The 26,074-nt window shown below is 37.2% G+C and carries 29 protein-coding genes; 17 read left to right on the forward strand and 12 right to left on the reverse strand.

The features are described 5' to 3' along the window. The first annotated feature begins 81 nt into the window (after positions 1-81). Positions 82-1,377: a hypothetical protein gene (locus IGJ32_RS03085; RefSeq protein WP_342081586.1), complete on the forward strand. Its 1,296-nt coding sequence runs from the start codon at positions 82-84 to the stop codon at positions 1,375-1,377. Between the two features lie 153 nt (positions 1,378-1,530). Here the strand turns inward: IGJ32_RS03085 and pnuC are convergent, their stop codons facing one another. After that, on the reverse strand, positions 1,531-2,289 hold the full coding sequence (gene pnuC, locus IGJ32_RS03090) for a nicotinamide riboside transporter PnuC (protein WP_010738309.1): 759 nt from the start codon (positions 2,287-2,289) through the stop codon (positions 1,531-1,533). A gap of 285 nt (positions 2,290-2,574) precedes the next feature. Between pnuC and gloA2 the strand changes: the two genes are divergently transcribed. The 5 genes from gloA2 to IGJ32_RS03115 all read left to right on the forward strand — a co-directional run bounded on the left by gloA2 (position 2,575) and on the right by IGJ32_RS03115 (position 6,909). Then, positions 2,575-2,955, forward strand: coding sequence for an SMU1112c/YaeR family gloxylase I-like metalloprotein (gene gloA2, locus IGJ32_RS03095; protein WP_010719876.1), 381 nt, complete (start codon positions 2,575-2,577; stop codon positions 2,953-2,955). Between the two features lie 92 nt (positions 2,956-3,047). Then, positions 3,048-3,566 carry a hypothetical protein gene (locus IGJ32_RS03100; protein WP_010719875.1) on the forward strand — a complete coding sequence of 173 codons (519 nt, stop codon included), beginning with the start codon at positions 3,048-3,050 and terminating at the stop codon, positions 3,564-3,566. A 77-nt stretch (positions 3,567-3,643) separates the two neighbouring features. After that, positions 3,644-3,823, forward strand: a complete 180-nt coding sequence (locus IGJ32_RS03105; protein ID WP_010738307.1) for a hypothetical protein — start codon at positions 3,644-3,646, stop codon at positions 3,821-3,823. Between the two features lie 52 nt (positions 3,824-3,875). Then, positions 3,876-4,439 (forward strand): GNAT family N-acetyltransferase, encoded by a 564-nt coding sequence (locus tag IGJ32_RS03110; protein ID WP_010719873.1) that lies wholly within the window; start codon positions 3,876-3,878, stop codon positions 4,437-4,439. 286 nt (positions 4,440-4,725) lie between these two features. Beyond that, a complete protein-coding gene (locus IGJ32_RS03115; protein ID WP_430610773.1) occupies positions 4,726-6,909 on the forward strand; it encodes a collagen-binding domain-containing protein in 2,184 nt (727 codons plus the stop codon). Between the two features lie 165 nt (positions 6,910-7,074). Here the strand turns inward: IGJ32_RS03115 and IGJ32_RS03120 are convergent, their stop codons facing one another. Further along, complete coding sequence (locus IGJ32_RS03120) at positions 7,075-7,590, reverse strand: LURP-one-related/scramblase family protein (RefSeq protein ID WP_010719869.1); 516 nt, start codon at positions 7,588-7,590, stop codon at positions 7,075-7,077. A gap of 23 nt (positions 7,591-7,613) precedes the next feature. Beyond that, a complete protein-coding gene (locus IGJ32_RS03125) occupies positions 7,614-8,483 on the reverse strand; it encodes a Cof-type HAD-IIB family hydrolase (protein ID WP_010719868.1) in 870 nt (289 codons plus the stop codon). 124 nt (positions 8,484-8,607) lie between these two features. Between IGJ32_RS03125 and IGJ32_RS03130 the strand changes: the two genes are divergently transcribed. The 4 genes from IGJ32_RS03130 to IGJ32_RS03145 all read left to right on the forward strand — a co-directional run bounded on the left by IGJ32_RS03130 (position 8,608) and on the right by IGJ32_RS03145 (position 11,669). Continuing rightward, positions 8,608-9,288 (forward strand): uracil-DNA glycosylase, encoded by a 681-nt coding sequence (locus tag IGJ32_RS03130; protein ID WP_010719867.1) that lies wholly within the window; start codon positions 8,608-8,610, stop codon positions 9,286-9,288. A gap of 152 nt (positions 9,289-9,440) precedes the next feature. Continuing rightward, positions 9,441-10,421 carry a phosphate acetyltransferase gene (gene pta, locus IGJ32_RS03135; RefSeq protein ID WP_010719866.1) on the forward strand — a complete coding sequence of 327 codons (981 nt, stop codon included), beginning with the start codon at positions 9,441-9,443 and terminating at the stop codon, positions 10,419-10,421. A gap of 257 nt (positions 10,422-10,678) precedes the next feature. Continuing rightward, positions 10,679-11,152, forward strand: a complete 474-nt coding sequence (gene tsaE, locus IGJ32_RS03140) for a tRNA (adenosine(37)-N6)-threonylcarbamoyltransferase complex ATPase subunit type 1 TsaE (protein WP_161651920.1) — start codon at positions 10,679-10,681, stop codon at positions 11,150-11,152. Continuing rightward, entirely contained in the window at positions 11,145-11,669 is a 525-nt protein-coding gene (locus IGJ32_RS03145; protein ID WP_430610777.1) for an N-acetyltransferase family protein, read from the forward strand. The genes tsaE and IGJ32_RS03145 overlap by 8 nt, the downstream gene beginning before the upstream one ends. A gap of 165 nt (positions 11,670-11,834) precedes the next feature. Here IGJ32_RS03145 and IGJ32_RS03150 read toward each other — a convergent pair whose 3' ends face one another. Further along, positions 11,835-12,368 (reverse strand): 3'-5' exonuclease, encoded by a 534-nt coding sequence (locus tag IGJ32_RS03150; protein WP_010719861.1) that lies wholly within the window; start codon positions 12,366-12,368, stop codon positions 11,835-11,837. A gap of 191 nt (positions 12,369-12,559) precedes the next feature. Continuing rightward, on the reverse strand, positions 12,560-13,312 hold the full coding sequence (locus IGJ32_RS03155) for an exodeoxyribonuclease III (protein ID WP_161651917.1): 753 nt from the start codon (positions 13,310-13,312) through the stop codon (positions 12,560-12,562). A 114-nt stretch (positions 13,313-13,426) separates the two neighbouring features. Between IGJ32_RS03155 and IGJ32_RS03160 the strand changes: the two genes are divergently transcribed. From IGJ32_RS03160 to IGJ32_RS03175, 4 genes are all read left to right on the forward strand, one after another. Further along, positions 13,427-14,347 (forward strand): Gfo/Idh/MocA family protein, encoded by a 921-nt coding sequence (locus tag IGJ32_RS03160; RefSeq protein ID WP_373169029.1) that lies wholly within the window; start codon positions 13,427-13,429, stop codon positions 14,345-14,347. Positions 14,348-14,418: 71 nt separating this feature from the next. After that, positions 14,419-15,339, forward strand: a complete 921-nt coding sequence (murB, locus tag IGJ32_RS03165; RefSeq protein ID WP_010719857.1) for a UDP-N-acetylmuramate dehydrogenase — start codon at positions 14,419-14,421, stop codon at positions 15,337-15,339. 107 nt (positions 15,340-15,446) lie between these two features. Further along, the gene (locus tag IGJ32_RS03170; protein ID WP_094940458.1) at positions 15,447-16,031 is read left to right on the forward strand and encodes a GNAT family N-acetyltransferase; all 585 of its coding nucleotides are present in this window, start codon (positions 15,447-15,449) and stop codon (positions 16,029-16,031) included. 281 nt (positions 16,032-16,312) lie between these two features. Next, entirely contained in the window at positions 16,313-16,618 is a 306-nt protein-coding gene (locus IGJ32_RS03175) for a bacteriocin immunity protein (RefSeq protein ID WP_094940457.1), read from the forward strand. 220 nt (positions 16,619-16,838) lie between these two features. Here the strand turns inward: IGJ32_RS03175 and IGJ32_RS03180 are convergent, their stop codons facing one another. Then, positions 16,839-17,678, reverse strand: a complete 840-nt coding sequence (locus IGJ32_RS03180; RefSeq protein WP_126344523.1) for a hypothetical protein — start codon at positions 17,676-17,678, stop codon at positions 16,839-16,841. Positions 17,679-17,915: 237 nt separating this feature from the next. Between IGJ32_RS03180 and IGJ32_RS03185 the strand changes: the two genes are divergently transcribed. Both IGJ32_RS03185 and IGJ32_RS03190 read left to right on the forward strand, forming a co-directional pair. Continuing rightward, positions 17,916-19,427 (forward strand): flavocytochrome c, encoded by a 1,512-nt coding sequence (locus IGJ32_RS03185; RefSeq protein WP_342081584.1) that lies wholly within the window; start codon positions 17,916-17,918, stop codon positions 19,425-19,427. Between the two features lie 211 nt (positions 19,428-19,638). After that, a complete protein-coding gene (locus tag IGJ32_RS03190) occupies positions 19,639-20,172 on the forward strand; it encodes an isoprenylcysteine carboxyl methyltransferase family protein (RefSeq protein ID WP_342081583.1) in 534 nt (177 codons plus the stop codon). Positions 20,173-20,275: 103 nt separating this feature from the next. Here IGJ32_RS03190 and IGJ32_RS03195 read toward each other — a convergent pair whose 3' ends face one another. From IGJ32_RS03195 to IGJ32_RS03220, 6 genes are all read right to left on the reverse strand, one after another. Next, positions 20,276-21,259, reverse strand: coding sequence for an NAD(P)H-quinone oxidoreductase (locus IGJ32_RS03195; RefSeq protein WP_342081582.1), 984 nt, complete (start codon positions 21,257-21,259; stop codon positions 20,276-20,278). A gap of 3 nt (positions 21,260-21,262) precedes the next feature. Next, positions 21,263-21,910, reverse strand: a complete 648-nt coding sequence (locus IGJ32_RS03200; protein WP_010719849.1) for an SDR family oxidoreductase — start codon at positions 21,908-21,910, stop codon at positions 21,263-21,265. Positions 21,911-22,271: 361 nt separating this feature from the next. Beyond that, positions 22,272-22,904, reverse strand: a complete 633-nt coding sequence (locus tag IGJ32_RS03205; protein WP_342081581.1) for an ECF transporter S component — start codon at positions 22,902-22,904, stop codon at positions 22,272-22,274. Positions 22,905-22,920: 16 nt separating this feature from the next. After that, complete coding sequence (gene coaC / locus IGJ32_RS03210; RefSeq protein WP_010719847.1) at positions 22,921-23,472, reverse strand: phosphopantothenoylcysteine decarboxylase; 552 nt, start codon at positions 23,470-23,472, stop codon at positions 22,921-22,923. Between the two features lie 85 nt (positions 23,473-23,557). Further along, positions 23,558-24,304: a phosphopantothenate--cysteine ligase gene (locus IGJ32_RS03215; RefSeq protein ID WP_342081580.1), complete on the reverse strand. Its 747-nt coding sequence runs from the start codon at positions 24,302-24,304 to the stop codon at positions 23,558-23,560. Beyond that, a complete protein-coding gene (locus IGJ32_RS03220; protein WP_342081579.1) occupies positions 24,301-25,290 on the reverse strand; it encodes an acryloyl-CoA reductase in 990 nt (329 codons plus the stop codon). The genes IGJ32_RS03215 and IGJ32_RS03220 overlap by 4 nt, the downstream gene beginning before the upstream one ends. Positions 25,291-25,530: 240 nt before the next feature. Between IGJ32_RS03220 and IGJ32_RS03225 the strand changes: the two genes are divergently transcribed. Then, positions 25,531-26,073, forward strand: a complete 543-nt coding sequence (locus IGJ32_RS03225) for a helix-turn-helix domain-containing protein (RefSeq protein WP_010719844.1) — start codon at positions 25,531-25,533, stop codon at positions 26,071-26,073. Position 26,074 lies beyond the last annotated feature (1 nt).

A 26,074-nucleotide genomic window follows, 5' to 3' on the forward strand; every position in this document is an offset into this window, starting at 1 on the left:
ATAATGTAGTGAAAAACAAATCATTGTGTCGACTGGTCGAATTAGACCAGTCGATTCTTTTTTTGAAAGGAAACATAAGTAATGAACGACTGGCAAAAGGTATTTAAAGAATGGTATCCCAAAGAAATCAATCAAGTCTATCCAATTAAGATATCAAAACAGTATACAAGTAATCAGCGTTGGGAAATCTATGAAAAGTTGACAACGAAACAACGTCAATTAGTTGATCAACATCGACGCTACTTGATCAATTCCCAATTTATAGAAGAAAATTATTTAGCAGCGACTGATTGGGTCTTTTCCGATTTTAAAATCAATCCTTTTTTTCGTACCAAACGGCGACAACAAAAATTATATTGCGAATGCGGTCGTGAATTAAAAGTGCAATATATCGTTCATTCACCAAAGACCGGTAAGAGCCTTTCTTTAGGGATCAATCACTTTGCTGAACATTTACACGTAAGCCCGCAAATCGCAACATCTATCAATCAAGGGATGACTAAAGTCGATTTAGCACTAGACGAATTATTGTGGCTGAAACAGCAAAACGTGGCGTTTCCAGAAGATTTATGGCAAGAATATTGTTTTATGCTCTACCAAAATCGAAAATTAAAACATCCCTATTTGCCTGATCAAAAACTAGTTGCCAGGGTTGTGGATTTTCGTGAAGCAGATATGCCAATTTATCTTGCTGATTATCAAGCGCTGAAACAAGAGATCTCACGTATTGCAACGCAATTAGAGGGAACCCCTAAAAAAATTCGTGGGAAGAAAGAACTATTTGAAGATTTTTCAGAAGAATTAGTGAAAGATGTCGAGACTTTTTTAACGAATTACCGAACTTTTTTGCAAAAAGACTGGGCGTTGATCGCTGTTGACGGGGGTGAACAACTATCATTGACCTTCTTTGAAACATTCATCCAGCAATTAAGAGCAACTGGACGCCAACAAACTCCAGAACAACAGAGTAAAATGACCGAATATGCACGCAAGCAGCGATTTATCCAATCCGAGGTGTATCTTTTCATCTGGCAGCAATATTGTCGTTATGGTTTCACAGAAGGCTTCTTTGATAGTATTCCTAGAGTCATGAGAAATGGTTTCTTGAAGGTCTTACGAAAAGAAAAAGAAATGAAGCAAACAGTGATAGCCAACGAAAATGTGTCACAGAAAAAGGTAGTCACCGAGGAAGTATGGGATAAAATTGCTGTTGAGTTGAAAACAAAAAAAGTGATGACCATTTTAACAGAACTAAATGAAAATGACTATTCCTTATCGAAAGAACAACAACATGCGTTACAATATTTCCAACAATTAGAAAAAGTTTTGCAAACAGAAAATTCAAAAACTAAGCAATTATTAAAAAGACTATTGTGAAAGTCGATAGGGTAAAAATAAGCTAGCTACCACCAATCAATTGTTGGCGGCAGCTAGCTTATTTAGATAAGTACCAAGAAAAAGGGAACATCGAAACATGCTTTACCAGAAGTCTGTCGATTATATTCAGATCAAAATGATCATGGCACGGTCTTAAATCAGCACACTCTTTTCATGCTCTTGATCATATTCTTTTTCCATTTTTAGCATTCGTTCACGTTCTTTTTGGTTATACCAAGGAGAAACTGTGAAAGCCAAGACATCATTCAATAGGTAAACGGAACTATTGACAAACATAGCTAAACTAGCTGAACCATGTCTAAATGAGATGTACCACAGAACCATCTGTGCTAATCCTGAAGCCAACCACCAATAATATTGGTTATTGTAACGCAAGAAACTGATCACACCAGCTGTCAAACTGATTGAAAAGGCAATAGCATCGATCCAAGGACGTGGATCGTCTGTTAAGCGCCCAATCAAGAAACCTGAAATAGCATAAACCAAGATCGTAGCAAAAATTGCGACTAACCATGTTTTTCCATTGAACTTACGGATTTTTGCTGCCATGTTATGATTCCATTCTTTACTTAATAAAACAGGGATATCTAAGGTGATCATATAGGCGATTTGTTCGCCGATACTCAAGTAATTTTTAGCAGAAAAACCAACGATGATGAAACAAATAGCTGATAAAATTCCTAAAATACCATTAACAGATTTCGCTGCATTGATTGATAAGATACACAAGACACCAAGTGTAGTACCGATAAAAGTGATCACCGCTAACCAAGTAATAGGGCTATTCACAAGGGTCATAATCTGACACCCAAGACTAAAAAAGAAAAGATAGTAATTTTGTTGAGGCCAACCTTTGAGTTGGTGTGCTAAAAAGCGAAAATAATTTATCATTGATAAAAGCTCCTTTAAACACTAAATATAGTATGTGTTCGATTTGTTGACACAACCTATTGTATTACTTTCAAAAAATATTTCTAGTCTTTCAATTTAAAATAATATGTGTTATGATACTTTTTGCTTTGTTTTCTGGAAACATGAAAACTTTACATTGAATTGATGAAAGAATGGGAAGTCAACCGACGTAGGTGAACTTTCCATTTTTTTCTTTATAAAAAACTTTTGACCAAAGAAAATGTTAAAATATGAAAAAGAATAAAAGATTAAAGGAGTAAAAAAATGAATTTATCTGCTATCCATCATGTCGCAATTATTGTATCTGACTATCAAAAATCACGGGAATTTTACGTTGATAAGTTAGGCTTTGAAGTAATCCGTGAAAATTATCGTGCGGAAAGAGAAGATTATAAATTAGATTTAAAGCTTGGAACAGCTGAATTAGAAATATTCGGGGTAGCTAATGCGCCTAAACGTCCAAGTTATCCAGAAGCATGTGGATTAAGACATCTGGCTTTTAAAGTGGAACAGATTGAATCTGTCATTGAAGAGCTTCGTTTAAAAGGGATCGAAACTGAGCCAATTCGAATCGATACATTTACTGGGAAAAAAATGACTTTTTTCTTTGATCCAGATGGCTTGCCGTTAGAATTACATGAATAAGTAACAAAATTGTCACTTTTTCTTTCTGTCATTCGATTTTTTTTAATAAAAAATCTTGGTATGCTAGTAAAAAAAGGAAAAGGGAGACACTGATGAAGATGAAAAAAATTTTATTTGGGTCAGCTATTCTCATACTTATTGGGCTAACGGCTTCGTTAGGATTATTGACTGCTACGTTTCGTTATGATGATATTAGTGAACAAGAATATCAAATCTCACTGAAAAAAGCAGTGGGAATCTTTAAAAAAGAAACAAATAAAACAAAAGTTCAAATGGTTCAGTTTGTACCAAAAGAGGATGTCCAACAACAAACAAACAATACCTTTCAATATCTTTTCGTAGATTCTGAACAAACGCTTGTTGTCAATCCTACAACCGGAAAGCCAGCTGTTCGTTCGAGTAAATTAGCTGAAAACCAACCATTCTTTGACATCAAAAAGATCTACTCAAGCAAATCTCCTCAAAAGGCAATGAAAGAAGCTGTTAAACAAAGTGGAAAGCGCAATGCTAAAGTAAGAAGTTGGGTTTTGCTAATGAAAAGCGACAAATTATACTATGAGATCAAATTAGCAGAGGATAATGAAGAATCTGTTTTGTTGATTCGTGCCTAAAAATCAATAGCTATCATTTTTCTTTTTTACAATATAAGAGTAAGCTAAATGTGTAAAAAAGAAAGGAAGTCATTGCTATGGAAAAGATGAAATGCCCAAATTGCGGGAAAAAGTTTACTTATGAAGAAGTCAACAATGTAGTTGAACATGTTGATAAAGAAATGCCGATCGTTTGTCCTTATTGCCGGACAGAAGCTGCTCGCATCGTTTCACATGGTTATTTTGTTACCCAAAAAATCGAGGATTATTTAAAATAACTCTTTTGATCTTTATTTTTCAGTGATAGAATGAAAAAAAGGAGAGAATGAAATGATTCGTTTTGCAAAAAAAGAGGATGCGCAAGAGATTGCTCCGCTTATTTTAGTTATTTTAAATGATATGGAATTACCTTTTTTACAAAAGTATGGGAAAGAAAAAACAATTGAAATCTTAGAAGAAGCCATTATGGATCCCGATTATCGTTACAGTTATACAAGAGGGATTGTTGAAGAAATTGATGGCAAGATAGCTGGTGTAGCATTTGGCTACACAGATGAAGAAGAGCCATTTATCGATAAACCCTTAGAAGTAATTTTAGAAAAACATGGAATTACAGATAAGGAACAATTATTTGTAGATCAAGAAACATTTCCTAAAGAATGGTATTTGGATTCCATTTCCGTTTCGGAAGCTTTTAGAGGACAAGGAATAGGTTCACACTTACTTGAAGCTTTACCTAAATTAGCTAAAAAAACTGGGCGAAATGTTATTGGTTTAAGTGTAGATGAACAAAATCCTAACGCCAAAAGATTGTATGAACGTCACGGATTTAAAGTAGTAGGCAAAAGGAAAATCAGTGATCATCTCTATGATCACATGCAAAAGGAAATTTAATGGTTTCTTAATTAAACCAAACTTATTATTTTTTAATAAAGACATTTAAATTGTTGTAACTATTATTTGATAAAATGTTGAGTGAAAACAAGGTTTTTCACTCTTTTTTTGTTTTGTTTTCATAATTGTCAGTTGTATATATTAAATGATAGTTGTTATAATCTCTATTTTATGAAAATATTTTTCATTTATTTTCAATTATTCTGTAATGACGGGTCTTTTTTTAAGTATTAAAATATGCTCTATCGCTCGTCACTGGGCTTGGAGACAGGAAAGGACCGTTGAAATGTTAAGAAGTAAAATTGGGAATATATTTGGTGTTATGCTATTATTTTTAAATCTCTTTGTTGCTCTACCTGCAATAGCGGAAACTTATACGCCTCAAGATTCTGGTAGCATCTATGATGATTTAACTGGTGATTATGGAATATTAGGGATTGCTTCTCAATTCCATATATTCGCAAAAGAAAAAACGACGATAAACGCGCATACAAATGGTAATGTTGCAACAAAAGAGCTAGATGCAAACAATAATTTTGGGACAGATATCATCACGGGTGACCTCCAACTAGAAATCAACTATGTTCAAGCAACTGATTCTTTGATTGGCTCATCCTTTACTTCGGGAGATAGTAACCGAGTAAATAAATTTGTTGTAGGTTCTTCAATTAGTACAGGGATCGAAAATGATCGGGCAGTGGTGAATGGCTCAAGGATCGACCATTTATCTGCTTCAGAACTTTATCAAGATCGACCTGGGAATACTTATATTGATTTTGACACGGAATTTGCAAAATTAGAAGGAGCTTCGGAAAGTTTGATGTCGATTACTCCTGCTAAAACCTATCTTTCAAGTGATTTTCCTGATATGAATAATCGAACGATTGATGTAACAGGAATGGGAAGTTCAGATGTTGTAATCATCAATGTGGATGCTTCAGTGTTATCAATGAATACACCACTGAATATTGTAAATTCTGAAAATAAAATTTTGGTTATGAATGTCATCAATGCACCAACTGATTTCACGATCCAGTCACAAATTCATTACAATAATCGAGCAAATCATGAAACGGAAGATTTTTCTGACGCAAATATTTCATGGAATTTTCCAAGTAATGTAACGAACTTGGCGATAAATGCACCTTTTCAAGGTACCATTATTGCGCCACGAGCAGATGTCACAGCCAATCAAAATATGGATGGAACAATCATCGGAAAAAATGTTACGCTAAATGCAGCAACCAATCGTTGGGACCCTAACGAAATTTTCCTTGCTGATAATCCAGATAATTCTGGATCAAGCGATAGCAGTACGGACACGACAAGCAGTGACAGCAGTACGGACACGACAAGCAGTGACAGCAGTACGGACACGACAAGCAGTGACAGCAGTACGGACACGACAAGCAGTGACAGCAGTACGGACACGACAAGCAGTGACAGCAGTACGGACACGACAAGCAGTGACAGCAGTACGGACACAACAAGCAGTGACAGCAGTACGGACACGACAAGCAGTGACAGCAGTACGGACACGACAAGCAGTGACAGCAGTACCGACACAACAAGCAGTGATAGCAGTACAGATACCACAAGCAGTGATAGCAGTACAGATACCACAAGCAGTGACAGCAGTACCGACACAACAAGCAGTGATAGCAGTACAGATACCACAAGCAGTGATAGCAGTACGGACACGACAAGCAGTGATAGCAGTACGGACACGACAAGCAGTGATAGTAGTACGGATACGACAAGCAGTGACAGCAGTACGGATACAACAAGCAGTGACAGCAGTACGGACACGACAAGCAGTGACAGTAGCACTAACCCAACAAGTGGTGACAGTGATACTGATACCACAAGCAGTGATAGCAGTACGGATACGACAAGCAGTGACAGCAGTATGGATACGACAAGTAGTGATAGCAGTACCGACACAACAAGCAGTGATAGCAGTACAGATACCACAAGCAGTGATAGTAGTACGGATATGACAAGCAGTGACAGTAGCACTAACCCAACAAGTGGTGACAGTGATACCGATACGACAAGCAGTGACAGCAGTACGGACACAACAAGCAGTGACGGTAGTACTAACCCAACAAATGGTAATAGTGATACTGACACGCCAACTCCATTTCATATTGATCCAAGTATGAGCGGAGAGGATACCAATCAGGTGTATCCTAATAATAATGATAAAACTAATCAATCAAATGGAATGAATAGCACCATCCCACAACAAGGGAAGGGTACTGATTTAGATAGAAATGAGTTTAACAGTTCTACAAATGAAACAACTAACGTAACCGATGAATCGCGGTCAATGGATTTTCAAGATCAAGATTCGCAAGTTTTGCCAAAAACAAATAGTGCTTCCAATAAATGGTTAGCAATTGTTGGTGGAATGATTATTGTGTTAGTTGTTATTGTGGGATTTATGAGAAGAAAGAAGCATAAATAAGAAGAATAAATAAAGGCTCATCAAGTGTTTGACTGAGCCAACTAAAAATAAGCCTTCCTACATGAAGCGTATCTGCTAAGTTCGTTTGCTCTGACTAGCGGGTCTTGTTTCCTAGAGGATGGCTTATTTTTTCTTGAAGTTATTCTGATTATAAGAAGGAGCAAGTTAATTTGTGTCTAATCGGTAAGAAAGAGGTGTATCTTTGTCATGGTTTTTACGATATAACCAGTAGTCTAATACAGCTGCGATACAGATACAGATAGGCGCATTTTCTTCCATTGGAATATCAAGTACATAATAATCTCCAGAAAAAAGCGTTGCTTTATCCATTTTCATGATTCGTTGATTAAAATGATGGATTTGATATTGATGGTTATAGATATCTCCTTGAACTGTCCAATGAAGACGACGTACATAGTAAAAATCCCCGGGCCAGTTAAAGATTTTTTGCATCGTTCCTACTTTTTTAAAATCCTTATAAAGTTCAAAACGGGTTCCGAAAGTTAGACTCGTTTGTTTAATATGTGCCACAAGATTTCCGTTCATTGCATAAAGAGACAAAGCATCTCCTTTTGTTCCCCAACGACCAACCATTAAGAAGATGGATTTACCAGATTCATTTTTAACAACAGTCCTCGTGACACGACTGAGATGCTTTTCTTGAATGAAAAATTCTGACATCTTTCTCCCTCTTTTCTCGAAAATTATAGATTTTCGGAAATTGCCCGTAAGATTGCCTTGCCGACCCCAGACTCCAAGTTAGTATCAGTGACAAATTTTGCGTAATCTTTGACTTCGATTTCAGCATTTCCCATCGCAAAACTAACACCAGCCACTTGTAACATACTAACGTCATTAAAATTATCCCCAATCGCCATGACATCGTCTAATTCGATTCCTCGGTCATGTGCGACATGAGCCACAGCAATTCCTTTTTGGGCATTTTTGTGATTGACCTCGATATTGTTTTGACCAGACGAAGTAACAGCTAAGTCACCCAGTTCACTGATTTCTTTTCCAACTGGACCCAATACTCGCGGACCTTCCGTATGGAAACAAATCACTTTTAATACCTCTAATGTTTCGTCTTGGAGCAAGTCACGAATACTATCAACATAATTGATATGCAAAAGTTCAAGGTTGGCTGAAGCCATCGCAATCGCCATTTTATATGTTAAATGGGGGAGATGACTACCAATCATTGAGGCAAAGCTTTCAATTCTTTTGGCTTGGCTTTCAGAATAAAGCCCTCGATTGGTCGATACTTCATAATAAATCTCATTTTGATCAAGGATATCTAAGACAGTTGCAGTTTTTAGAGTCGGTATTGGAACAGTGAACAAGGAGTTTCCTGTTTTGTCGAAAACTTGCGCACCATTTAGCGTAATCATGGCACAATCAATGCCAACTTCATCTAAAGCCGCACGTGCTTCTTGATAATTGCGACCAGTCGCAACCATAAATTCAATCCCTGCATCATTGGCAAAGCGGATCGCTTCGGCATTTTCGGGTGATATACTCATATGGGCATCTAATAAAGTACCGTCCATATCTGATGCGATTAATTTGATCATAACTCTCATCGTTCCTTTCTTTCTCTTCTTCTTAGTTTACCATATCCAGATGACACTGCGTGCGAAGATTGCCCCTTGTTAAGAAAGAATTTGTGAGTTATCCTGATTGTTGGAGGTGGAACGATTGAAAGAAATCATTCATAACAGTTGGCAAACGATTTTAACAGATGAGTTTGAAAAAGAATACTACCAAAAGTTAAGAAACTTTTTAAAAAAAGAATATACGACTCAGAAAATTCATCCAGATATGTATCATATTTATGAAGCGTTGGAATTGACTCCTTACGAAAAAGTAAAGGTTGTGATTTTAGGTCAAGACCCTTACCATGGTGTCAATCAAGCACATGGCTTATCTTTTTCTGTGCAACCAGGGGTTAAAATTCCACCATCATTAAACAATATCTATAAAGAATTGCAAAGTGATTTAGGTATTTCGCCGGTCAAACATGGCAATTTAGTTTCTTGGGCTAAGCAAGGCGTTTTACTATTAAATACGGTACTAACGGTCCGAGAAGGTCAAGCTTACTCACATCGTGGCAAAGGTTGGGAAATATTGACGGATAAAATCATTGAAAAATTAAACGAACGAGAAAAACCAATCGTTTTTATTTTATGGGGGAAACCAGCTCAAGAAAAAATGAAAATGATTGATAAAAGTCGGCATATCATTTTAACATCTGCTCATCCTAGTCCATTATCAGCTCATCGAGGATTCCTAGGCTCTAAACCTTTTTCTAAGACCAATGATGCACTGATGGCGTTAGGGGAAACACCGATCGATTGGCAATTACCTGAAACAGTGTAGTAAGACAGCGTTTTCCTGTTATATGTCAGATTGTATGTTATGTGAAAGACTTCATTACTAATGGTTTTTTGACTGATACAGATAAAATAAACTGTTCTTTTTTTTGGGAATAGTGTATGATGGATACATAGAAAATATCTGGAGGTCATCTTGTGGAATTGTTTGATAGTTTGAGATTCAAAATTGTACGTCGCAGCATTAAAATCGTTTTTCCTGAAGCAACTGATGCAAGAATTTTAGGTGCAGCAGCTCGTTTGAAAGCGGAAGAATTAGTGGAACCTATTTTGATTGGCAGCGAAGAAGAAATCACAGCTGCTGCTCATGCTCGTGGAATTAAAACTTCAAGTTTTACGATCATTGATCCAAATCGTTATGATAAATGGGATGAAATGGTTGAAGCTTTTGTGGAACGTCGTAATGGAAAGGCATCCAAGGAACAAGCAGAAAGCATCTTAAAAGATGTCAATTACTTTGGTACGATGTTGACATATATGGGAATTGCTGACGGGATGGTTTCTGGTGCGATTCACTCAACTGGAGATACTGTTCGTCCAGCGTTACAAATCATCAAAACAAAACCAGGCGTCAGCCGAACAAGTGGTGCGATGATCATGGTACGTGGACGTGACCAAGAAAAATATGTCTTTTCAGATTGTGCTATCAATGTCAATCCCAATGCCCAAGAATTAGCAGAAATCGCTGTAGAATCAGCAAAGACTGCTGAATTATTCGATATTGATCCTAAAGTAGCATTAATGAGTTTTTCAACTAAAGGATCTGCGAAAGCACCAGAAGTGGATAAAGTGGTCGAAGCAACTAAAATTGCTAAAAAATTAGCGCCTCAATATGTAATTGATGGCGAATTACAATTTGATGCTTCTTATGTTCCTTCAGTGGCTCAACTAAAAGCACCTGATTCTGATGTAGCTGGACAAGCAACTGTCTTTGTTTTCCCAGAATTGCAATCTGGAAACATTGGTTACAAAATTGCTCAACGTTTTGGTAACTTTGAAGCGATCGGACCGATCTTACAAGGATTGAATAAGCCAGTTTCTGATTTATCTCGTGGAGCAAACGAAGAAGATGTGTATAAATTAGCAATCATTACTGCAGCCCAAACATTATTAGATTAAGATCTAAGACTAAATGAATAAGAGTTCGTGAAAGAAGCGATCGGCTCCGAACGTATAAGCGCTGATTTTTTTGAAATATTTTTCATGTTTTGAAAAATTTAGACTTATTGCAAGGAGCTGATGATTGGAAAATATTTATTCATTTTGACACATATGAAAAAGCTAGGGACGACCTTTGTCCCAAGCTTTTTTTGCTTTAAAAAATTTTGCATCCACGATATACTGTCACAAAAGGCTAGATGAAGGAGTAAGTTAGAATGATTGAATTAAGTGGTTTAGATAAGACAGAAGAATTGGCAAAAGTCATCGGTGAAGTGGCACAGCCTGGGGATAATTTAGTATTAACTGGTGACTTAGGAGCCGGAAAAACAACGCTGACCAAAGGGATTGCTCGCGGATTAGGAATCGAACAAATGATCAAGAGCCCCACTTATACAATTATTCGGGAATATGATCAAGGTAGATTGCCGCTTTATCATATGGATATTTATCGTGTAGCAACTAGCGGCGCGGATCTTGGTTTAGATGAGTATTTTGAAGGAGAGGGTTTATCTGTCATTGAATGGGGGAATCTTTTAGAAGAAGCCTTACCAGAAGACTATTTGGAACTGATTTTAGAAAAAAGTGATACAGATTTAGAATATAGATATGTGAAATTTCAAGCATATGGGGAGCAAAGTGAAGCTTTCAAACAACGGATCATGGAACAATGGAGACAAAACAATGAGTGAAGAGATCTCATTGACCATTCGAGAAGCTCAGCCAAATGATGCCAGTGAATTATTAGCAATGATGCAACAAGTAGAGGAAGAGACTGACTTTTTGGTTATGGATGAACAAGGAATGGAGCTAACACCTGGAGCCTTAGCTTTATCCATCGAATATCTACAAGACAGCAACAATAATCTTTTACTCTTAGCTTGTATGGGTCAAAAAATCATCGGGGTTGTTTCTGTTAAAGCAGGCGAACAATACCGCATCTCTCATGTGGGAGAGGTTGGGATCAGCATCTTAAAGGACTATTGGGGTTTGGGATTAGGAACGATGTTGCTTGAAGAAGTATTGATTTGGGTGAAAGAAAATGGTGTACTTTTTAGACTAGAACTAGATGTGCAAACTCGAAATGAACGAGCGGTTCACTTGTATCAAAAAATGGGTTTTGAAATCGAAGCGCTTATGAAAAGAGGGGTCCGAACAGATGATGGGGACTTTTTGGATGTCTATAGGATGTCTTTATTGATTGACTGATCTTAGATTTAGGAGGACATCTTTTCAAATAATCAGAAAAAATTGGTGAATGGTTGGAATGAAGGGGATAAAGGTTCTTGAAAAGGTTAAAAAAGGCGATCAAAAAATCCATGGTTACCTGTAAAAAGCAACCATGGATTTTTTGTCTACCTGTTTTTTAGTAGCTCATTTTAGGGTAACTAATTTTTTCAAAGGATCTGTTCCAAAGTGTTTTTCTTGATAAAGTAAAATCTCTGCACAGGCACGACTGTCTTCTAATGCATCATGGTGATTCGCTAAAGTGATATTTAAATTTTCACAGACAGTATTCAATCGATGATTTGGCATCTCTGGAAATAAACGACGACTGGTTTTTACCGTACATAAAGATAAATAATGAGGTTGGAGCAAATTGTAATAATCTAAACAACCAGCTAGAACTTTCGTATCAAAAGCTGCGTTATGAGCGACGACTAAGCGGTTTTTTTGGAAATAATGTTGAATCGTTTGCCAAACTTCAGGAAATTTGGGTGCGGTACGAACATCTTCTTGATGAATACCGTGAATTTGAACATTTCTCCAGAAAAAAGGTGTTTCTGGCTGGATGAGTGTGTAATATTCATCAACAATTTGGCTATTTTGGACCATAACCAATGCTAATGAACAAGCACTGTGGGATTGATGGTTGGCTGTTTCAAAGTCCATTGCAACAAAATTCATGTGCATAAAACCTCCTTAAAAAATAAACACTAACATAAAAAGTGAAGAAAAGAAAGTGATGGATATGTAAAAAAAATCAATCAAATGAAGAAAGACCACGCTCAAAAAAGAAGCATCTTTGCTGATCTTTCTTCATTCTTTTTAATAAAAATATTCAGCCCTGCCTAGGATGACGATGGCTAACAATGAGATTATTTCAAGTCTAGTTCTACGGGACAATGATCGCTTCCCATAATCGAGGTATGGATTTTTGCATCCACCAAGCGTGACTTCAACTCGTCACTAGTTAGGAAATAGTCGATACGCCAACCTGCGTTGTTTTTTCTAGCATTGAAACGATAACTCCACCAAGAATAAATACCAGTTTGTTCAGGATAGAAATAGCGGAAGGTATCAATAAAGCCATTTGCTAACAAGTGTGAGAAGGCAGTTCGTTCTTCCATCGTAAAGCCAGCATTTTTTTGATTGGTTTTCCAATTTTTCAAATCAATTTCCTGGTGGGCAACGTTTAAGTCGCCACACACAATGACTGGTTTTTGTTTTTTTAGTTCTTCTAAGTAATGGTAAAAGGCTTCTTCCCATTGTAAACGGTAGTCCAAGCGTTTTAATTCATTTTGGGAATTAGGTGTATAACAAGTAACTAGAAAGAATTCAGGGTATTCAAGTGTGATCAAACGTCCTTCTTGATCATGTAAATCAATGCCCATTCCATAAGAGACATTTAGTGCGGGTTCTTTGGCAAAGATCGCTGTGCCTGAATAGCCTTTTCTTTCTGCATAATTCCAATATTGATGATAGCCAGGTAAGTCTAATTCGATTTGACCGGCTTGTAGTTTGGTTTCTTGAAGACAGAAAAAGTCTGCATCTAATTCATGAAAGACGTCTAAAAAATTTTTATTGACGATTGCACGTAGGCCATTCACATTCCAGGAGATAAATTTCAATTAAATACGCATCCTTTCTTTTGGATCTTAGATTAGCATTTGTGGTTCTATTGTACCTTATTTTACTAAAAAATAGTGTAAGATAAGAGTAATGAATGGATTGGAGGAACGAACATGCGAATTGGTGTGATTGGTGTGGGTAATATTGCAGAAAAAGCGTATTTACCTACTTATGCAAAAAATCAAGGAAAGATTGATTTCTACTTTGCGACTAGAAACAAAGAAACGAAAAAACGAATCCATGAAATGTATGGATTTGACCATCTATATGAATCAATTGATGAACTACTGTCTCAGGATATCAAGGCTTGTATGATTCATGCAGCCACAAAGGTACATTATGAATTAGCCAAAAAATGTCTTGAAAATCAGGTGCATGTGTATATCGATAAACCACTCAGTGTTGACCTTAATGAAATCAACGAATTACAAGAACTGGCAGATAAAAATCAAGTTGTCTTAATGGTTGGATTCAATCGACGTTTTGCTCCAATGGTCGAACGTTTGAAACAAGTCCCCGAGAAGCGGCTAATCCAGTTACAAAAAAATCGAATTGCAGCTCAGGAAACAACGGAATTTGTGATCTATGATTTGTTTTTACATCTTGTTGATACGGCGGTATATCTTTTGGACGAACCGATCTTGCGTACGAAATATCAGATCCGTGAAACAAAAGAATTTTTGGAATTTGCGGTTTTACAATTGGAAACAGCCCATCAAATAGCAATTTTAACAATGGATCTTTTAAGTGGAGCAAATAGCGAGAACTATCAGATCACTAGTAAAAGTGGTACTTATGAAGTGGCGGAATTAACGGATATGACGATCCAACGAGCATCTGGTATCGAAATAGAAAAATTTGGCGATTGGGAAAGTACGTTAGTCAAACGCGGTTTTGAGCCAATGGTTCAAACATTTTTCGCAGAGATCAGCAAAGAAAAACCTTCAATGGAAGGATTAAAGCAACAGGAGATCATGCAAAGTCATGCACTTTGTGAAGAAATGCTACGTAAACATACAAGACAACAAATGTGAGGGAAACTGGCAAGTTTGTTTTAAGCGTGATAGAATAATGGGGATGTTTGATATAGAAAGGAAAATCCTCAGTGAATAAAGAAGACTTAGTTAAAAATTTACCAGCACTCAATCTATTGTTTGATGAACCATTGATGAATTACACGTTTACCAAAACGGGCGGTCCAGCGGATGTTCTCGTTTTCCCAAAAACACAAAATGAAGTAAAAGAAGTAGTGGATTATTGCCGAACCCATGATGTACCTTGGATGGTTTTAGGTAATGCCAGTAATTTGATTGTTCAAGATGGTGGGATTCGTGGCATGGTGATCATGTTGACTGAGATGAAACAAATCCGAGTTTCTGGGACGATGGTCACAGCTGAAGCTGGAGCAAAATTGATCGATACGACCTATGCGGCGTTAGATACTTCTTTAACCGGGTTTGAGTTTGCTTGTGGCATTCCTGGAAGTATCGGAGGCGCTGTTTATATGAATGCAGGTGCCTATGGCGGTGAAATCAAAGACGTATTAGCAGAAGTGGATGTTTTATTAGCAGATGGTACGTTGAAAACTCTAACCAACGAAGAAATGGCGTTTTCTTATCGACATAGTAAAATCCAAGAAATGGATGCAGTCGTTTTAGAAGCACGTTTCCAATTAACTGCAGGAGAGCATGAAGTAATCAAAGGGCGGATGGACGAGCTGACTGAATTACGTCAATCGAAACAACCATTGGAATATCCTTCTTGTGGGAGTGTATTCAAACGTCCTGTGGGGCATTTTACTGGTCAATTGATCCAAGAAGCTGGATTACAAGGCTTAAAATGGGGTGGCGCTCAAATCTCTGAAAAACATGCTGGCTTTATTGTCAATATTGATCATGCGACCGCTACGGATTATACAGAATTGATCGCGCATATCCAAGAAGTGATCAAAGAAAAATTTGATGTGTCTTTGGAAACAGAAGTACGGATCATTGGCGAAGCAAAAACAGTGGATGCAAGCATGTAACCATGGCTAGTTGAATGAACTAGCCATCAATGACTACAGTGAGATGTTCAAACTTTTGTGATAAAACAGATAGAAAGAGCTATTCTGTTTAGAAAGGAAGTTAGCTTATGCTAGATAAACATGTTCCTTATGCCGAGATTTGGATGACTCGTCCATTAAGTGACAGTCTCCCTACGCAATCTTTAGCGACTGGGTATCATTTTGAGTACTACCGTCTAGGCGATGAAACCGAATGGGCAAGAATCGAACAATCAGTCGGAGAGTTCGCAACAGAAACAGAAGCACTTGCTTACTTTCAGAGAGCTTTTTTACCTTATCAAGAAGAACTTCAGCAACGAATGCTTTTCGTTGTAACTGATACAGGTGAAAAAATCGCGACTTGTACCGCTTGGTTCAAAAAACGGAAGGATGGAAGCTATCCGCTTTTTCATTGGCTGGCAGTAGATCCGAGGCATCAAGGAAAAGGGATTGCCAAAGCATTAACGATCGAAGTATTGCGTATTTTCCAAAAGCTGGCATCTCATGGACCAGTGTATCTGCATACGCAAACTTGGAGTCATCCTGCCATTCAACTATACCAAAAGCTAGGGTTTACGATTATCGCTGAGAATTTTGATGGACGTCCGAATAGCGGGTATCCCTTAGCAATGGACACTTTGGAAAAATTGAATATAAAAGCTAAAAAAGACTAACATTCTTTTTGTGGAATAACCGTGATAATGGAAAGTAGAATCAGCTATTTTCTGTGATCATGGTTATTTCGGCTTTCTTTTTTCCGACCTACTGGTTTCATTTCAAATAGGTTTAGACTGAAATGTAAGAATGTATATATAACTATAGGATACAATTATGAATGGAAAACAGTTATTTAGGAAATGAATCACCTGAAGAGGTAAATCTAGACTATAATACATTTAATATTTATTAAAGCTTTGAGAAAGATGAGCCAAATGATATTAAAGGGAGCGATATCATGAAGAAAACAGAAGAAATCAATCAAATTATAGTAGAATTATACGACTTGATTCTTAATAAAGAAGTCAAAGAAAGGGAAAGAGTATCATTAATCGAGGCTAAAAACAAACTAGAAAAACAAGAATATTTTCCAAGAGTAATGAAAGATCTGGAATATCAACTACGCCCTTTAGCGATCAAGAGTCAATTGACACCACCAGTCGCAGCTTTTTATTTAAAAATTTCGACGATGGGACGCTTTGAACAAGAATTAGGTCGAGGATTAGCTTCGACACCTATCGCTTTTGGACCATTTTTTCAATAAATATCCCCTGAAGCGTGGAACCACTGCTAGCTGGTTTATCTGATCTCTTTAATAAGTGTAAGTAGTACAATTCCTGAACACACTTTATTTGTTTTTATACTCATCAAAAAAGCCTAGGACGTCCTTGCCCCAGGCTTTTAATAGTAGACAATTTTTCTTATACTAGTTTCTAAAGTTATCGATAGAATCACATAAAGAATAATTGATAATAAAATTTTGTTTATTTCGAAGATGCTTTTCTTCTTTCAGTTCGTGATTCTCTCTTTTTTCTGGGGATGAAGTTACGGATAAAAGTAAACTTCCGATAATCATTCTGACTATAAAGATATCCAAAGATACTAAACGTCAAGGCTCCAATAAAATTGACGAATAGGTCTTTCATCGTGTCAATAATCCCTATGTCAAGATAACCACCAGAAATCACATATTTTTCTGTATTTCCAGCTGAATCTTTATATTCCACGATGGTTTGCTCGATATTAGGGATCGAGTGGACAGTATTGCCATCTTTACTTAACTCCACACTATTGATTTGTTGGACAAGGCTATCTTTTTGCATGTCCAGTTGAAATAAATGATCAGCTGAAAATTCAACAAATTCCCACATCACACCGACTGTCATTGAAAAACAAAATGAAACGATAGCTAACAATAATGGTGTTAGATTCATTGTTTTCGTGTTTTTGTTCAGTAAGTAGACAAGTGAAAAACCAACCCCACCAGCTAAAAAACCAGTTAAAGCATGTAAGATAGTATCCCACATTGAGAAATACCCGTAGAAGTCACTTAATTCTCCTAAAACAGTTGAACTAAAAATAAATGAAATAATAATGATTTCTAACATATTCGGGATTTCGATCTTTAACATTTTTTCTAGAAGATAAGGAATTTCAAATAAAACTAGAGTCAGCAATAAGAGAAAAGTATTTCCCATGTTTTGCTGAAAAATTTGATCGACTAACATTACTGTAACGATGACCCGTAGAAGAATATAAAACGCATGGGTAATTCTTCCAGCGGTTTTGGTACCATTCATAAAAAACATTTTCAGATAGTTCATAAAATAACTCCTTTATCTATAGTAAAGATTATACTAGGGTAAAAGCGCAAACCAAAATTATTTGTACCAAAACGCCTAAATGAATAAGAAAACAGCCAACAAAAAATAGCAAAAATAGTTATCTAGAGATGCTAGATGAAAAAGTCATTGTTTATTGATAAAAAGAATAAAAAAATAGTTGGAATTGTGAATTTTTTCACTTAAAATAAAGGAGTACTAAAATTTAGGAGGAAAAGAATGAAAAAAGTGCTAAAAAGTTTGGTGGTTTTTACATCAGTTTTAACAATGGGAGCTTGTAGTGCAGATTCAAAAGAAAAAACGACGATAAGCACGAAATTATCTGAAAAAACAGAGGTATCTTCAGGTGCATCGGAACAAACGTATACCAACCCAGCTGAAATGAAAGATTCTTATGATATTATCATTGTTGGTGCAGGTGGAGCAGGGATGACAGCTGCGATTGAAGCAAAAGATGCTGGATTGAACCCAGTCATCTTTGAAAAAATGCCAGTAGCAGGTGGGAATACCTTAAAATCCTCAAGTGGAATGAATGCATCAGCCACTAAATTCCAACAAGCTGACGGAATCAATGACTCCAATGAAGCGTTCTACGAAGAAACATTAAAAGGCGGAGGTGGCACCAATGATCAAGAATTACTACACTACTTCGTTGATCATTCAGCCGCTGCGATTGATTGGTTGGATCAAAATGGAATCAAATTGGATAATTTAACAATTACTGGGGGAATGAGTGAAAAAAGAACCCACCGACCTTCAGATGGCTCAGCTATCGGTGGTTACTTAGTTGACGGATTGTTAAAAAATGTACATGAACGTAAAATTCCTATTTTTGTGAATACAGATGTAACTGATATCAAAGAAAATAGTGGTAAAGTCAATGAGGTGACTGTACAAGTCCAAGGCGAAGAGCCAAAGGAAATCAAAGGGAACGCAATTGTAGTGACAACTGGCGGGTATGGTGCCAATCAAGAAGTGATTGAAAAATACCGTCCTGATTTAGCAGGCTATGTCACTACTAACCAAGTAGGCTCAACCGGTGATGGAATCACGATGATTGAAAAACTAGGTGGTCAAACGGTCGACATGGATAAAATCCAGATACATCCAACAGTCCAACAAGATGAAGGCGTCTTGATTGGTGAAGCTGTTCGAGGTGAGGGAGCTATTTTAGTCAACCAAGAAGGACAACGATTTGTGAATGAATTAGATACAAGAGACAAAGTTTCCGCAGCTATTACAGCTTTACCGGAAAAATCTGCTTATTTGATTTTTGATCAAGGAGTAAGAGATCGAGCAAAAGCAATTGATTTCTATGAGCAAAAGGGTTACGTGACTTCAGGAGATGATCTGGCAGAATTAGCTGAAAAAGTAAATGTGCCTGCAGACAATTTGGCTCAAACACTTGAATCCTGGAATAAAGCAGTCGATGCTCAAAAGGATGACGCTTTTAATCGGACGACAGCGATGGATAATGGGCTGACAGAACCTAAATACTATGCGATCAAAATTGCTCCAGGTATCCACTACACAATGGGTGGCGTGAAAATCAATACGAAGACAGAAGTGTTGAATAAAGAAAATCAACCGATCACTGGTTTGTATGCTGCTGGTGAAGTAACTGGGGGGCTACACGGGAACAATCGGATTGGTGGTAATTCGGTTGCTGAAATTATTATCTTTGGACGACAAGCTGGACAACAGGCAGCAAAATTCGTCAGTGAAAATTAAGAACGTAAATATAAAGTAAATGGACGGTCAATTAGGAGAAAACTAGCATGTCAAAAGTTAGTTTTCTCCTATATTTTTTATCAAACTGTGAAGAACATGCGATCATGGTTCTACTCCTTTACTTTGAATAAATGATTATTTGATAGAAAATAAGTGACTTTTGCAGGTCGTTCCAGATGATAATAAATAAAAATAGAAACGAGTGAAACGAATGAGTCAACAATTATATTATTTCTTTTTGATAATCGCATTCGTACGATTGTATGTATTAAAAATTTCAAGTAAGCATGCGAACCAATTATTACATGAAGGAGCGATTGAGTATGGAAAAACAACTACGAAATGGTTAGCTATCTTACATACGCTGTTTTATTTTTCTGCTTTCTTTGAGGGAAGCATTCAAAAAACACAAATTAATTGGGTCAGCTGGATTGGATTTTATCTCATCCTATTTTCGTTTATCATGCTCTTTTGGGTCATGAAATTATTAGGAAAATATTGGTCAGTGAAATTGATCTTTGAACCAGATCATCAATTGATTGAACATTGGTTGTTCCAACGGGTCAAGCACCCCAATTATTTTTTAAATATTTTACCTGAATTGATTGGAGTCGTGCTTCTTTTTCACGCTTATGTGACACTCATTATTTTTATTCTTCCTTATAGTCTCTGTCTCTATCTACGAATAAAAAAGGAAAATCAATTAGTTGCATCTATTAAACAGAAAGAAATAAAGCAGTCATAATAAACTAGCTAAATAAAAAAAGCCGTAGAATCCAAAAATAGTTGCTCCTATTTTTGAGATTCTACGGCTTATTTTTTGATTGCTATTAGCATTTAAAAGTTGGTTATTCTGCTATCGTCAAAATAATCTTTCCGATATTCTTATTCGCTTCCATATATTCATGTGCTTCTTGGACTTGCGCCAATGTAAAGGTACGATCAATAATTGGTTTGACTCGTTGGTCAGCTAGATAAGGTCCAACTACTTGCATAAATTCTTGAGTCAATTGAGCTTTGTACTGATCACTTCGAGGAGTCAACAAAGTGCCGATCAATTGGATTCGTTTGGTGATCAAGGTAGCTAAATCAATCTCTGGTACAATTGTTCCACCTAACATTCCGATCAATACCCAACGTCCATCAATAGCAATAGAAGCTAAATTTTTCTCCCAATAAGAAGCTCCGATGAAATCTAAGATCACGTCAACACCTTTTCCATTGGTGATTCTTGCTACTTCGGTTGAAAAATCCTGTGTTTTGTAATTGATCTGTTCATCTGCACCAAGTTTTTGACAAAAAGCTAGTTTTTCTGATGAACCAGCAGTGACGATGACGGTTGCCTTAGTAAGTTGTTTTGCTAGTTGGATGGCTGCCGTTCCCACACCGCTCGCTCCAGCGTGGATCAAAACAGTTTCACCTTCTTGTAAATTTCCTAGCCAATAGAGTGTTTGGTAAGCTGTTAGAAAAACTTCTGCAATACCAGCCGCTGCAACATTATCCAATGTATCGGGCAGTAAAATTGCACGGTCAGCTGGCATCACTGCGTACTCGGCATAACCGCCTAAATTGACTAACCCACATACTCTTGTACCTGGTACAAAAGCTGGGTTATCACTTCGGTTTTCAACAACTTCTCCAGCTACTTCTACGCCAAGAATTGGGTAAGGAGTCTGTTGATTCGTTGTTTCTCGCCGCATGATGTCCGTTCGATTGATTGCCGCTGTGTGAACTTTTATGAGTAATTGTCCTTTTTTCGCTATTGGTTTTGGTGCATCGATCTCTTGTAGTACTTCGGCAGAACCGGGATGTTTGATCGTGATGGCTCGCATTTCTTATTCCTCCTCGACTATTTGCTGCAACGCAGTTGAAATTTCCTGCGTTCCTTCAGATAGTACTAGCGTTGTTTTAGTTATAGTTGGTTGTTCCACTAAAGCTGTCAAAACAGCAGCTACCGTTTGACGAGAGACGGTTTTAGCAGTGGCTTCGGTTGGTTTTGCCAGTTGGACTGTAGTAACTTCTTCATTTGTCAATGACACTGGCTGGATGATTACATAATCTAAAGTTGTTTGTTGTTTCAGCCACTCATCAGCATAATGTTTCGTAATGTAGTAATCAATCATAGAATCTGGCCATTTGCTGCGATCCTCGGCAAAAACAGCACTAATCATAAAGTAGCGAGAAACATGTGCTGATTCGGCCGCTATCATTGTCTTGATCGCACCGTCTAAGTCGATCTGCAATAAGTTTTTCCCTTGCGAACCCGCAACAAAAATAACGAGATCACAACCTTTAAAAGCATCTGCCATTTCTTCAATTGTCCAAGTCAGATCGAAAGAAACATAAGTGACATTATCTTTTTTTACTAAAGATTGTGTTGCAACCTCGCGTACACCTGCTGTCACTTGATGTCTAGTAGTTGCAAGGTCTTTGATTAAATGCCGACCAATTTGGCCATTAGCACCTACAACAAAAATTTTCATTTTAATCATCCTTTCTTATAATAATCACTATCAATCATAACACTAAACAAAAAAAATGCGAGAAAGAGGTTATGAAAGCATCGATAGCTCCGAAGACAATAAGAAAGAATTTTTTAAAATAGCTTCACATATTTTGAAAAATTCAGGCTTATTGCCGAAGATCAGCTCTGAGAACGCCGTGGATAGGAGAATAAACAGCATGGGGAACTTAGATGGGACAAATTCAGGCTTGCTCCAAGGAGTAGAAGCTTTCATACTGTTGATGATTTTTAAGTAAAAAACATCCATCTACCAATTTCAACAAAAATTGGGATGGATGTTTTGATTCAAAGAAGATCATGTTCGCTATCAGCTAATTGTCTTATTTAGGTTGGGGTGTCGCATGCATCAAACGAAGCAAGACACTACCAACAGCGACTGTAGCAATTCCAGCGATGATTCCTTCTGGAACACCACTCGTAAAGATAACAGCTAAAATAGCAGTATATAACGCATGGATACTTTTTCCGACCACTTGAGCATAATCTTGTTGGAATAAGAAATAGATCATATTCATCACTAGGATCGTATTCACGAAAGAACCAGCTAAGCCTGCTAGAAACAAAGAAACACCTTGAAACTTGTTTTTACTTAGCCGTAGTATTCCTTTATAGACAAAGTAGGGAACAACACCAATCAATATCCTTGGAATAAAAGCAATCAATAATGCTTTCAAACTTCCGTGGTCTGTGCCAATCACTGGGATGAATGGGGAGAAGACGAATGATAAAGGCGTTTGAATGACCGTACTACGAATCATACTAATCAAGCCGAATGTTCCTCCTAGAAAGCCACCTAAACGTGGGCCTAAAACGATTGATGCAATGATCACTGGGATGTGCATGGTCGTAGCGTTGATTGGACCAATAGGAATAAACCCAAGCGGTGTGACCGCTAATAAAATCATGATTGCTAAAAACATAGCAGTCAAAGCAAAAGTACGTATGTTTTTCATAATGACTCCTTTTATATTAAGCGTTTCTTTCATTAATCAGTTGTACCGTTTGATCAATGATTATTTGGGTATCAGCTAAAGCACCTTTGCCAAAATCACCACAAGCCAACAACGACTCTCTTGGCTCGATTTCTTGATAGCCGATTGATTTTAACGTATTTAAATTCCTTTGATTGAGCGGATGTTGATACATATTTGTATTCATTGCAGGAGCAATCAACTTCGGAGTATCTGCAGGGAGTGCCATTGCAACTGTTGAGAGCAGATCATCTGCTAATCCATTTGCTAATTTACCGATAATATTAGCCGTAGCAGGAGCAATCAAGAACAAGTCTGCTTGTTTTGCCAGTTCGATGTGATTAATCACTGAAGGTTCTTTTTCTTGCATGACATCGGTATGGACGGCACGTTTTGATAAGGATTGTAACGTAAGTGGCGTGATGAAGTGAGTGCTGCTTTCTGTCATGATCACGTCTACTTGGTAGCCAAGTTTCACGAGTTGATTGGTAATATCCGCACTTTTATAAGCAGAGATACTGCCAGTAACCCCCAATAGAATTTTTTTCATAATTGTTTACTCCTTTCATTCCCTGCTAAAATCAAGCTTAACTTTTGTGTTTTAAGAAATAAATCAGATAATTCTTTTCAGCTTTTCATTGGTTAAAGGAAACTGGTTCTATTATAACCGATGCTAATAATTTAGCAATTTCTTCCTTGGATTGTGCTTCTTTGATTGTTCCGTCTGCCCCTAATAGATAGCCGTGATGGTTTGTTCCGTCGATTTGTGTCAGATCATTCGCAAGGATGTAGTCTACCTGATTCTTTATGATGCTTTTTTTGGCGACTGCTAAAAGTTCTGTTTTTGAAACATCGACTAATAACTTAAAGCCGATGATGGTTGCTTTTGGTTGCCATTTTCTTAGATAGCTGATGATCTTAGGCGTTTTTTTCAAGGCAATTAACAAGTGTTCTGTGTCAGAAGAGATTTTTTCAGCTTTATTAGGATTTATTTCATGGTCTCGGAACCATGAAGAAAGGTGTTCTGGCGTTAGCGGTGTTTGGTCAATGCTCTGTGCCAATTGTTCTTCAGATAGGCTAAAAGCAGGAGTGAAATCGCTCACTGCCATACTATGGATGATGGCATCATAAGAGTCACTTGTCAGTAATCTTTCCAAAGTTTCAAATAAATCTTGAGTGGACTCGATTAGATGAAAGCAAATATTGTCCTGTGACGTTGGCTTGACAGCACTGTTTGTCGTGACATAGTCGATCGTTACTGTTGAATCAGTTACCAATGTTTCAGCAATCTTTTTACCTAACTGCCCAGTCGAATGATTTGTGATTGAACGGACTTGATCAATTTTTTCGCTTGTGCCACCAGCCGTAATCAATATCTTCATTTCATTTCACCTACATTAACTAGTGTTCTTCCCTGATGTTGCCCAGCTAACAATCGTTGAATCACTTTGGGCAATTCCTCCAAGGCGATTTCTTTAACGAAAAGATCATCAGCAATAGCAAGATCAGCTAATTGTTGCCATAAAGAGAAACGTTTTTCATGCGGAACATTGACTGAATCGATACCGATCAACTGGATATTGCGCAAAATAAACGGTAATACAGTAGTGGTCAATTGGACTCCTCCAGCATTTCCACATAATGCCGCAGCACCATCATAGGCGATCAAAGGAAGGAGTTGGGTCAATAAGTCACCACCAACCGTATCAATGACATAATCGATTTGTTGCTTTCCTAAAGGTTTTGTCTTTTCAGGAAGAAATTCATTTGGGGATAGGACTTCATTCGCTCCTAATTTTTTCAGCCATTCCACCGATTCTTTTTTGCGTGAAAGAGCGATAATCGAAGTAAAACCCAATTTTTTTAAAATTGCCACAGCGGTACTGCCTACTCCGCCAGATGCTCCAGTTACAACAATACGGTCACTCGATTTCATCCCTTTTGATATGAGGGAGTTCACGCATAAAAGTGCAGTAAAGCCAGCAGTTCCTAATACCATTGCCTGACGAAGTGACAAGGTTTTCGGAAGTGGGATCAACCAATCACCAGAAACTTTCTGGTACTGGCTATAGCCTCCAGGTTGAGTGACTCCCAAGCCATAACCAGTTAGGAGAACAGAATCATCTGTTTTGAAACGTTCATCTCGACTTTCGACAACGGTTCCTGAAAGATCAATCCCAGGTGTCATAGGATAAGAGCGGATGACACCACCAGATTCACTACTAGCTAGTGCATCTTTATAGTTAACATCAGAATAAGCAACTTTGACCAACACTTCGTTCGCTGATAAAAGAGGCATTTCCTGGTCAATGATCGAAGTATGAAAATGCGGAACATTATTTACTTGAAACGCTTTAAATTTATTCATGTAAAAACAGAACTCCTCTCAAAATTTTTCTTTTATCATACCATAAATCAATCTGTTTTATGGTGATTCGCTGATGATTAGTGACTAAAAAAAGTGAAACTTATTCTTTCAAATAAAAAAGATGTTTTTCTTGAAATTTAAAATAAAAAGGGTTGTGTTTTTGATCAAAATTTGTATACTAGTACGAGTGAGAGTAAACTTGATGTTTACTATTAGAAAACTTCATGGAGGAGGAATGAGATGGAAATAGGTGAGAAGTTAAGAAATTTACGTATCCAGAAAAATTTGACACAAGAAGAATTAGGTGAACGTACGGATTTATCAAAAGGCTATATCTCTCAATTAGAACGTGACTTGAGTTCGCCATCCATGGAAACATTTTTTTCGATTCTTGAAGTATTAGGTGTTTCCCCTGAAGAATTTTTCCATCAAGAAACAGTGAATCTACAAGTTGTTTATTCTAAAGAAGATCATACCGTTTATTTAGATGAAGAAAATGGTTATCAACTTGAATGGTTGGTCTCTGATTCGAATGAAAAAGAAATGGAACCTGTTTTACTGACATTCAATGAAGCAGGAGAGTATAAATTATTTGAACCTTCTTTATCAGAAACGTTTATTTTTGTGTTAGAGGGGGAATTAGAGTTAAGCTTAGGTGAAGAGCGATATATTGCCAAAGCAGGTCAATCGATCTATTACCAAGCAACAAAGCACCACCAATTGAAGAATCATCAATCAAAACGTACGAGGGCATTGATTGTCGCTACTGAATCGTACTTGTAAT

This window comes from Enterococcus sp. DIV1639a (genome assembly GCF_050530445.1).
Taxonomy (GTDB): domain Bacteria; phylum Bacillota; class Bacilli; order Lactobacillales; family Enterococcaceae; genus Enterococcus_B; species Enterococcus_B hirae.

Bases quoted from the DNA above. Each gene is read 5' to 3' on its own strand.
- IGJ32_RS03085 (WP_342081586.1), top strand. From the start codon at position 82: ATGAACGACTGGCAAAAGGTATTTAAAGAATGGTATCCCAAAGAAATC.
- pnuC (WP_010738309.1), bottom strand. From the start codon at position 2,289: ATGATAAATTATTTTCGCTTTTTAGCACACCAACTCAAAGGTTGGCCT.
- gloA2 (WP_010719876.1), top strand. From the start codon at position 2,575: ATGAATTTATCTGCTATCCATCATGTCGCAATTATTGTATCTGACTAT.
- IGJ32_RS03100 (WP_010719875.1), top strand. From the start codon at position 3,048: ATGAAGATGAAAAAAATTTTATTTGGGTCAGCTATTCTCATACTTATT.
- IGJ32_RS03105 (WP_010738307.1), top strand. From the start codon at position 3,644: ATGGAAAAGATGAAATGCCCAAATTGCGGGAAAAAGTTTACTTATGAA.
- IGJ32_RS03110 (WP_010719873.1), top strand. From the start codon at position 3,876: ATGATTCGTTTTGCAAAAAAAGAGGATGCGCAAGAGATTGCTCCGCTT.
- IGJ32_RS03115 (WP_430610773.1), top strand. From the start codon at position 4,726: ATGTTAAGAAGTAAAATTGGGAATATATTTGGTGTTATGCTATTATTT.
- IGJ32_RS03120 (WP_010719869.1), bottom strand. From the start codon at position 7,590: ATGTCAGAATTTTTCATTCAAGAAAAGCATCTCAGTCGTGTCACGAGG.
- IGJ32_RS03125 (WP_010719868.1), bottom strand. From the start codon at position 8,483: ATGATCAAATTAATCGCATCAGATATGGACGGTACTTTATTAGATGCC.
- tsaE (WP_161651920.1), top strand. From the start codon at position 10,679: ATGATTGAATTAAGTGGTTTAGATAAGACAGAAGAATTGGCAAAAGTC.
- IGJ32_RS03145 (WP_430610777.1), top strand. From the start codon at position 11,145: ATGAGTGAAGAGATCTCATTGACCATTCGAGAAGCTCAGCCAAATGAT.
- IGJ32_RS03150 (WP_010719861.1), bottom strand. From the start codon at position 12,368: ATGAATTTTGTTGCAATGGACTTTGAAACAGCCAACCATCAATCCCAC.
- IGJ32_RS03160 (WP_373169029.1), top strand. From the start codon at position 13,427: ATGCGAATTGGTGTGATTGGTGTGGGTAATATTGCAGAAAAAGCGTAT.
- IGJ32_RS03170 (WP_094940458.1), top strand. From the start codon at position 15,447: ATGCTAGATAAACATGTTCCTTATGCCGAGATTTGGATGACTCGTCCA.
- IGJ32_RS03175 (WP_094940457.1), top strand. From the start codon at position 16,313: ATGAAGAAAACAGAAGAAATCAATCAAATTATAGTAGAATTATACGAC.
- IGJ32_RS03180 (WP_126344523.1), bottom strand. From the start codon at position 17,678: ATGAACTATCTGAAAATGTTTTTTATGAATGGTACCAAAACCGCTGGA.
- IGJ32_RS03185 (WP_342081584.1), top strand. From the start codon at position 17,916: ATGAAAAAAGTGCTAAAAAGTTTGGTGGTTTTTACATCAGTTTTAACA.
- IGJ32_RS03190 (WP_342081583.1), top strand. From the start codon at position 19,639: ATGAGTCAACAATTATATTATTTCTTTTTGATAATCGCATTCGTACGA.
- IGJ32_RS03195 (WP_342081582.1), bottom strand. From the start codon at position 21,259: ATGCGAGCCATCACGATCAAACATCCCGGTTCTGCCGAAGTACTACAA.
- IGJ32_RS03200 (WP_010719849.1), bottom strand. From the start codon at position 21,910: ATGAAAATTTTTGTTGTAGGTGCTAATGGCCAAATTGGTCGGCATTTA.
- IGJ32_RS03205 (WP_342081581.1), bottom strand. From the start codon at position 22,904: ATGAAAAACATACGTACTTTTGCTTTGACTGCTATGTTTTTAGCAATC.
- coaC (WP_010719847.1), bottom strand. From the start codon at position 23,472: ATGAAAAAAATTCTATTGGGGGTTACTGGCAGTATCTCTGCTTATAAA.
- IGJ32_RS03215 (WP_342081580.1), bottom strand. From the start codon at position 24,304: ATGAAGATATTGATTACGGCTGGTGGCACAAGCGAAAAAATTGATCAA.
- IGJ32_RS03220 (WP_342081579.1), bottom strand. From the start codon at position 25,290: ATGAATAAATTTAAAGCGTTTCAAGTAAATAATGTTCCGCATTTTCAT.
- IGJ32_RS03225 (WP_010719844.1), top strand. From the start codon at position 25,531: ATGGAAATAGGTGAGAAGTTAAGAAATTTACGTATCCAGAAAAATTTG.